General features: G+C 46.2%; 6 protein-coding genes. 2 read left to right on the top strand and 4 right to left on the bottom strand.

Features of this window, described 5'->3' with window-relative positions:
* Nucleotides 1–988 (bottom strand): DNA topoisomerase (locus MHN01_RS13250; protein ID WP_239411778.1); only part of this gene is annotated, 988 nt, incomplete at its 3' end.
* 601 nt (nucleotides 989–1,589) lie between these two features.
* Here MHN01_RS13250 and MHN01_RS13245 point away from each other — a divergent pair.
* Entirely contained in the window at nucleotides 1,590–1,838 is a 249-nt protein-coding gene (locus tag MHN01_RS13245; RefSeq protein WP_075766568.1) for a YciN family protein, read from the top strand.
* Between the two features lie 66 nt (nucleotides 1,839–1,904).
* Here the strand turns inward: MHN01_RS13245 and MHN01_RS13240 are convergent, their stop codons facing one another.
* From MHN01_RS13240 to MHN01_RS13230, 3 genes are all read right to left on the bottom strand, one after another.
* The gene (locus MHN01_RS13240) at nucleotides 1,905–2,318 is read right to left on the bottom strand and encodes a DUF805 domain-containing protein (RefSeq protein WP_239411777.1); all 414 of its coding nucleotides are present in this window, start codon (nucleotides 2,316–2,318) and stop codon (nucleotides 1,905–1,907) included.
* 9 nt (nucleotides 2,319–2,327) lie between these two features.
* Entirely contained in the window at nucleotides 2,328–3,389 is a 1,062-nt protein-coding gene (gene sohB, locus MHN01_RS13235) for a protease SohB (RefSeq protein WP_239411776.1), read from the bottom strand.
* Between the two features lie 418 nt (nucleotides 3,390–3,807).
* Complete coding sequence (locus tag MHN01_RS13230) at nucleotides 3,808–5,178, bottom strand: hypothetical protein (RefSeq protein ID WP_239411775.1); 1,371 nt, start codon at nucleotides 5,176–5,178, stop codon at nucleotides 3,808–3,810.
* Between the two features lie 263 nt (nucleotides 5,179–5,441).
* Between MHN01_RS13230 and MHN01_RS13225 the strand changes: the two genes are divergently transcribed.
* Nucleotides 5,442–6,200: a YciK family oxidoreductase gene (locus tag MHN01_RS13225; RefSeq protein ID WP_239411774.1), complete on the top strand. Its 759-nt coding sequence runs from the start codon at nucleotides 5,442–5,444 to the stop codon at nucleotides 6,198–6,200.
* Nucleotides 6,201–6,265 lie beyond the last annotated feature (65 nt).

Below are 6,265 nucleotides of genomic sequence, written 5' to 3'. Positions count from 1 at the left end.
AGTCGGTACGCATATAGGTAATGTAACCCGCCTCATAGAGACGCTGTGCCAAACCCATAGTACGTTTTACGCCATAGCCCAAACGGGTACTTGCCGCCTGCTGCAGGGTCGAGGTGATATAAGGTGCCGACGGCTTGCTGCTGGTCGGACGGTCTTCACGGTCGACAACTTTGTAGGCGGCCTTTTCCAATAGCGACTTCGCCGCCATGGTATCGGCTTCGTTTTCCGGACGGAATGCCTTGCCTGCCTGCTGGGCAACCATCAGACGCAGCGCATCTTTACCTGCCGTTTGGGTATTGGCATGAATATCCCAGAACTCTTCCGGCGTGAACGCTTTAATTTCGCGTTCTCGCTCAACAATTAGTTTTACCGCAACGGACTGGACACGACCTGCGGAAAGGCCACGAGCGACCTTCTTCCACAGCAATGGTGACACCATGAAACCAACAACGCGGTCAAGGAAGCGTCGTGCCTGCTGGGCATTCACACCATCAATGTTCAGCTCACCAGGCTGTTCAAACGCCTGCTGAATAGCATTTTTGGTGATCTCATTAAAAACCACTCGCTTATAACGTTCATCATCGCCACCGATGATCTCACGAAGGTGCCACGCAATAGCTTCTCCCTCGCGGTCCAAATCGGTTGCCAGATAAACATAGTCAGCGTCTGCAGCCAGCTTCTGTAATTCGTTAACGACTTTTTCTTTGCCCGGTAGCACTTCGTATTGCGCTTCCCAATCGTTATAAGGGTTAACCCCCATCTTGCCGATCAGCGCCTTACGCTCTTTTTCTTTCTTGATACGGGCCTTCTCTTCAGCACTCAACCCCTTGGTCGAGGTGGCTGCCGCTTTTTTACCCGTACTACGTGCACCCGTTGGCAAATCACGGACGTGACCCACGCTTGACTTTACAATGAAGTCCTTACCCAAGTACTTATTTATAGTTTTCGCCTTGGCAGGGGACTCCACGATAACGAGAGATTTACCCATAATGACTCTATTACGTCCTCGTGCTCGCAAAACTTTCAATATAAAACAAATAGTTGCACGCTAATATTCACACAATGGCACGGCAACGCTAATAAACCAAACTGATTAAGTAACTAATCACTAGAGGCATTCTCAATCGCTGGAGAGTGGCGCTCAGGATAAGTAGTTACTTAATCTAATTGGTATTTACATATTGGGCTACAATCCTAGAAGGTCAACTGCTTTTTGATCAAAACGGTCTGTTTGCTCGTCCCTTCCCCAGTTGTTAACACCAAGTTAAAGCCGATTTCGGCCCTCGAAACTGACTGTAATCCACGCCTCTTTCTCTTTATTTATAACCATAAAGTGGCTGAGGGCGCTAATCATTACCACCTCCTCCCGCCTTTGACTATTAAAACCCATGAATTTTTGCCGTCGCTCACATAAATTGGTCGAATTTCCGTCTCGGCCATACACTCTTTAACCAATTTTGAGCCTTTACCCTATACTGGGTAAGGGTTTGTTTTATAGCGTTAACTTCAATACACTGTGGGCCATCTATAGCGCCCCTAAAACCGAGGCTGCTACAACCTGATCACGCTACGATTCAAGAGATAACCGCATGAGCAATAAAAAAACCATTTCTTCCGAAGAGTTACTAATGATTGCTAACCAGCTCATTCAAGACCATGAATCCTACCAGGATGGTATGCGAGCCACTTCCGTTGAAGAGAAAGACGATGTGCTGGTGTTCAAAGGCGAATACTTTTTGGACGACAACGGATTACCGACTGAAAAAACCACAGCGGTTTTCAATATGTTCAAATTCCTTGCCCATAAACTGTCACCGGAATTCACGCTAAAAGGCTAGTTACCCGTACTATCAAAACAAACAGCCCCGCACTCGCGGGGCTGTGACGTTAGCTAGCAACACCTATCAGATATCAATTGTCATGGTATCTTTGCTGTCATCGCTGTCACCATTGGCAGGCGGCTCACCACGACCTTTCGGATCCGAACCAAACTGATTTGGCCCTTTGGTTCCGTCCAGGATCCCCAGCTCGACAATGACGAATATTGGCCCGATATACGGCAAAAATGTCACGATAATCCACCAGGCACTTTTGTTCCTGTCGTGAAGCCGCTTTACATTCAATGCCGCAGAAGCCCAAAAAACAAAGCCAAGAATGACCAAGGACAAGACTCCTAGTACAGGGTTGCCTGCCGTATTTCCAGTGGCGCTATAGAAGAACACCGGCAGCGATACCAGCAATACCGGCAAGCTGTATAGCCAGTAATCCCGACGCCGCATCCGCCCCTGAAACGAAAATAATGCCCATTTCTGATTCATCAGACGACCTTATACAATTGGACGCTGACCGCGGCTGATCCATTTCAGCAGCAGATTATCAGCAGCCTCGCCCGTAGCGCCTGCCAGCTTTTCGGCCAGCTTCTTACGCTGGACATAGCGAACCTGAAGTACTTCGCGATCTTTACAGGCATGAGTAATAAAGTCATCACTGGTGCCAATTTCATCAACCAAGCCGAGTTCGTGGGCTTGCTTGCCAAACCAGTGCTCGCCGGTTGCCACCTTCTCCAGATCAAGTTCCGGACGGTGATCTTCAATGAAGTTCTTGAACAGATCGTGAGTTTCTTCGATTTCTGCCTGGAACTTCTCACGCGCTTTATCGGTATTCTCACCGAACATCGTCAAGGTACGCTTGAACTCACCGGCAGTGATCTGTTCAAACTCAATATCGTTTTTCTTAAGCAACTTGTTGAAGTTCGGCAACTGGGCAATCACCCCGATTGAGCCGACTACCGCAAACGGCGCCGAGATGATCTTATCGGCAACACAGGCCATCATATAACCGCCGCTGGCCGCAACCTTATCCACCGAGATAGTCAGCTTGATACCCGCCGCTTTCAGGCGATCAAGCTGGGAAGAGGCCAGACCGTAGCCGTGAACCATACCGCCGCCGGTCTCGAGACGCAGCAACACTTCATCACCTTCTATTGCAACAGCCAATACCGCCGTCACCTCTTCGCGCAATGCCGCTACTTCACGGGCATCGATACTGCCATGAAAGTCGAGAACAAATAGACGAGACTCGCGAACGTGAGAAAGGTCACCAGCTTTGGCCGCTTTTTTGATCTCGCTCTGGCGCTCTTTGTGTTTTTCTTTTTCCGCCTTCTTTTCTGCCTTTTCACGGGCTTTTAGCAACGGCTTGTCAAATAAATGCGACTCTAACTGATGTACGGTATTTTTGTACTGCTCAGTCAGATCGGTTACTTCCAGCTCGCCTTTCTGTGTCCCGTGACGTCCGCTCAACCCTTTCGCCAATACAAGAATACTGACAATCGCAATCACCACCGTGGCGATTTTGGCTAGGAACAGTCCATAATCAAACAAAAAATCCAATGTTGAGTCCTCATTTTTGGCATTTTTACTATTGTCACGAGGGACAATGATTCGCTTACACTTCGCATCTTCTTAGAGATATGGGCAGCGCAGGTGTTCCTCAAGTCCTGCAACCTGCCAATAGACTTATAATGTTTCTCTATGACGCAGATAATAGTTCAATCCTAACACAGCACCGTCGTCTTTTAGTGCTTTTACTTCGCAACCAATAGCTTCTCGCCTATCATCGGCAAAGAATTTATATATGGCATAAAAAGCGTAAAGGGGATCTTCATTGCAGGTAGATAAGATATACATCAACGGAAAGGAAAGTGAGACGCAGGCAAGCGTATTACTTTGAAGAATATACAAAAATGGCCAGTTCGACAGCGCTAAAGGCTTATCAAACTGGTTCCATTTCGTGTGTTTTTCGGGGTAGCTAGTTAAGCCATTTTCTGTATATCAGCCTGGCAAAATTTGCATCGTTAATGACTAGATTATCATTTACTAGAGCAATACTACTGTGGTTTATCGCTACCGAAACCTCATTAGACACAAATATCATTTCCAATATCATCGATTTTTCATTTTTTAAGCTGGCTCTATTTTGCTGATCTTCTGGAAATTCAATATATATTGTCCGGAACGTTTCATCATTATGGTTTGTCCAGTCTTTGACCTGCCAAGAGGCTGTGAAGCCGCTCTCTCCTTCGGGTGTAACGACAACTGTATCTTTGTTATCGAACGCCAATTTTGTCAGTTTAGGAAGCGGAGTGGTGACGTCTGATGTATTGATATCTCTCAGATGATAAAACGTTTTCCCTGCAACAAAATCATCTTCAATCTGAACAGCAGGTCTGGAAGGTGTTGAACCTTGAGTCCAAATGCCAGGATTGTTATCTTCGGAGAAACTAAAAAGATAATCATCATTCATGATTAAAAATGTAAAGCTCTTATTCCCATATAGCAGCGCGTTTCCATCTAATCGATACAGCTCCTGATTACCTAGATAACTTATAGTACCGTCGTTAAATGAGATGATCTCATCATAGTTGTGACCATTAGCAATATAGTGATTACTGAATATAGTGTAAATAAAAGCCTGCTCACTAATACGTGATTCAACACTTGTTACTTTGGGCTTCGAGTAAAAGACGCCTGAGTGAGTATCGTAGCTTATGTCAATGGCAGACAAGTCTATACCCGCATTTTCTTTTTGATGAATCAGTGTCCTAATCTCACCAACTCTTTCATTCAGACTTGATGAATCATTATCAATGGCCTGCTCTTCTAATAATGGGGTAATTGTTCTAGCAAGAAGATGCGCGACTTGAGATTCATGCTGTTTATCGCTCACATAATCGCGACTAATTGCAGCGTAATCAACGCCTATCTTTTCTGCTAATTCTTGCAGGGACAAGTTGTCTAGATGAGCAAGTGTCGAGAATGGAGTTACATAGTTAGCATTAGCGGAAGCAATTAGCTCGTAGGATTGAGTTAAGGGTGTGACTTTATCACTATCTGTAGTGATACCTGCAATAGCCTTCGCAATTATCGGATACTGAGCATCAGCCAGTTCAATCTTGACTTGTCCCAGTTCATTTGTTCTTTGCGCTATTTCTTCATTCAGGTCGCATCTTTTATTTTTGTTTCTATCAATACAAACAGTAGCATTATACAGATAGCCATCAATAACTGTAATTGTCTTTGTTTCTTGACTTACTGCAGTGCTAGAAGAGCCTCCATCACACCCTATAACAAACAAAGGAAATATCAGTATGGCTGTTCTTAATCGTTTATTGTTATTCATAAAATCCCTTTTATTAATTAGTTTTTCAGTCAACGTGTTCAGCCTGTATTAATTAAACAATGGAATTAGCTATAGAGTTAGAACAGAAGGGCTAGTATTTGGGTATAACAGAATGCGTAAGCCGAGAGTCTATCTGTGAACTGGGGTATCTGATTCAAGCCCGGCTATGCCACAAAATGAAGTAGCCGGTTATGTTCAGATCCTGCATTTTGAAATGGTTTGGGTATAATAGGAAAACTAAAAAACCAATAAGGAAGTTACACGTGGAATATCAAATCGCTGCAGATTCTCTTAAAGATCGTGTCATTCTGGTGACAGGGGCTGGTGAGGGTATCGGCCGTCAGGCTGCCATCAGCTATGCAGCTCACGGTGCAACTGTTATTTTGCTTGGCCGTACCGTTGCCAAGCTCGAAGCCGTTTACGACGAAATTGAAGCGCTTGGCTATGCTCAGCCTGCGATTATTCCTCTGGACCTGCAAGGGGCGACCAAGCAGAACTATGACGACATGGCCGAAACTATCGAAGGCCAGTTCGGTCGCCTGGACGGCATCCTGCATAATGCCGGTCTGCTCGGTGTGATGAGCCCGTTCGATCAGCTCGGCGAAGATACCTTCGACGATGTCATGCAGGTCAATGTCAAAGCCCAGCTCCTGATGACACAATCACTGATGCCATTGGTCAAGAAAGCCGAGGACGGCCGTATTGTCTTTACATCATCGACAGTTGGTCACCAGGGCCGTGCCTTCTGGGGTGCCTACTCGATCTCCAAATTTGCCACCGAAGGCATGATGCAGATCCTGGCTGACGAGCTGAGCAACACCAATGTCCGTGTCAATGCTATCAACCCGGGGGCAACCCGTACGGCGATGCGTGCCAAGGCCTACCCGGCAGAAGACAGCTCGCTGCTCAAGACACCGGCTGACATTATGCCGTTGTATCTGTACCTGATGGGTCCGGAGAGCAAAGAGGTTAACGGCCAGTGCATTGATGCCCAGCCGAAGCGCAAGCCAGGGGCGGCTTAACCCCCTAACCCTCCCCTTAAAAAATGGAGGGGGTTACAGATATAAAAAAAGCAGCCAACTGGCTG

It is taken from the genome of Photobacterium sp. OFAV2-7, from assembly GCF_022347985.1.
Taxonomy (GTDB): Bacteria; Pseudomonadota; Gammaproteobacteria; order Enterobacterales; family Vibrionaceae; genus Photobacterium.
This window is presented reverse-complemented; position numbering and strand designations above follow the sequence as displayed.

Bases quoted from the DNA above. Each gene is read 5' to 3' on its own strand.
- MHN01_RS13245 (WP_075766568.1), top strand. From the start codon at position 1,590: ATGAGCAATAAAAAAACCATTTCTTCCGAAGAGTTACTAATGATTGCT.
- MHN01_RS13240 (WP_239411777.1), bottom strand. From the start codon at position 2,318: ATGAATCAGAAATGGGCATTATTTTCGTTTCAGGGGCGGATGCGGCGT.
- MHN01_RS13230 (WP_239411775.1), bottom strand. From the start codon at position 5,178: ATGAATAACAATAAACGATTAAGAACAGCCATACTGATATTTCCTTTG.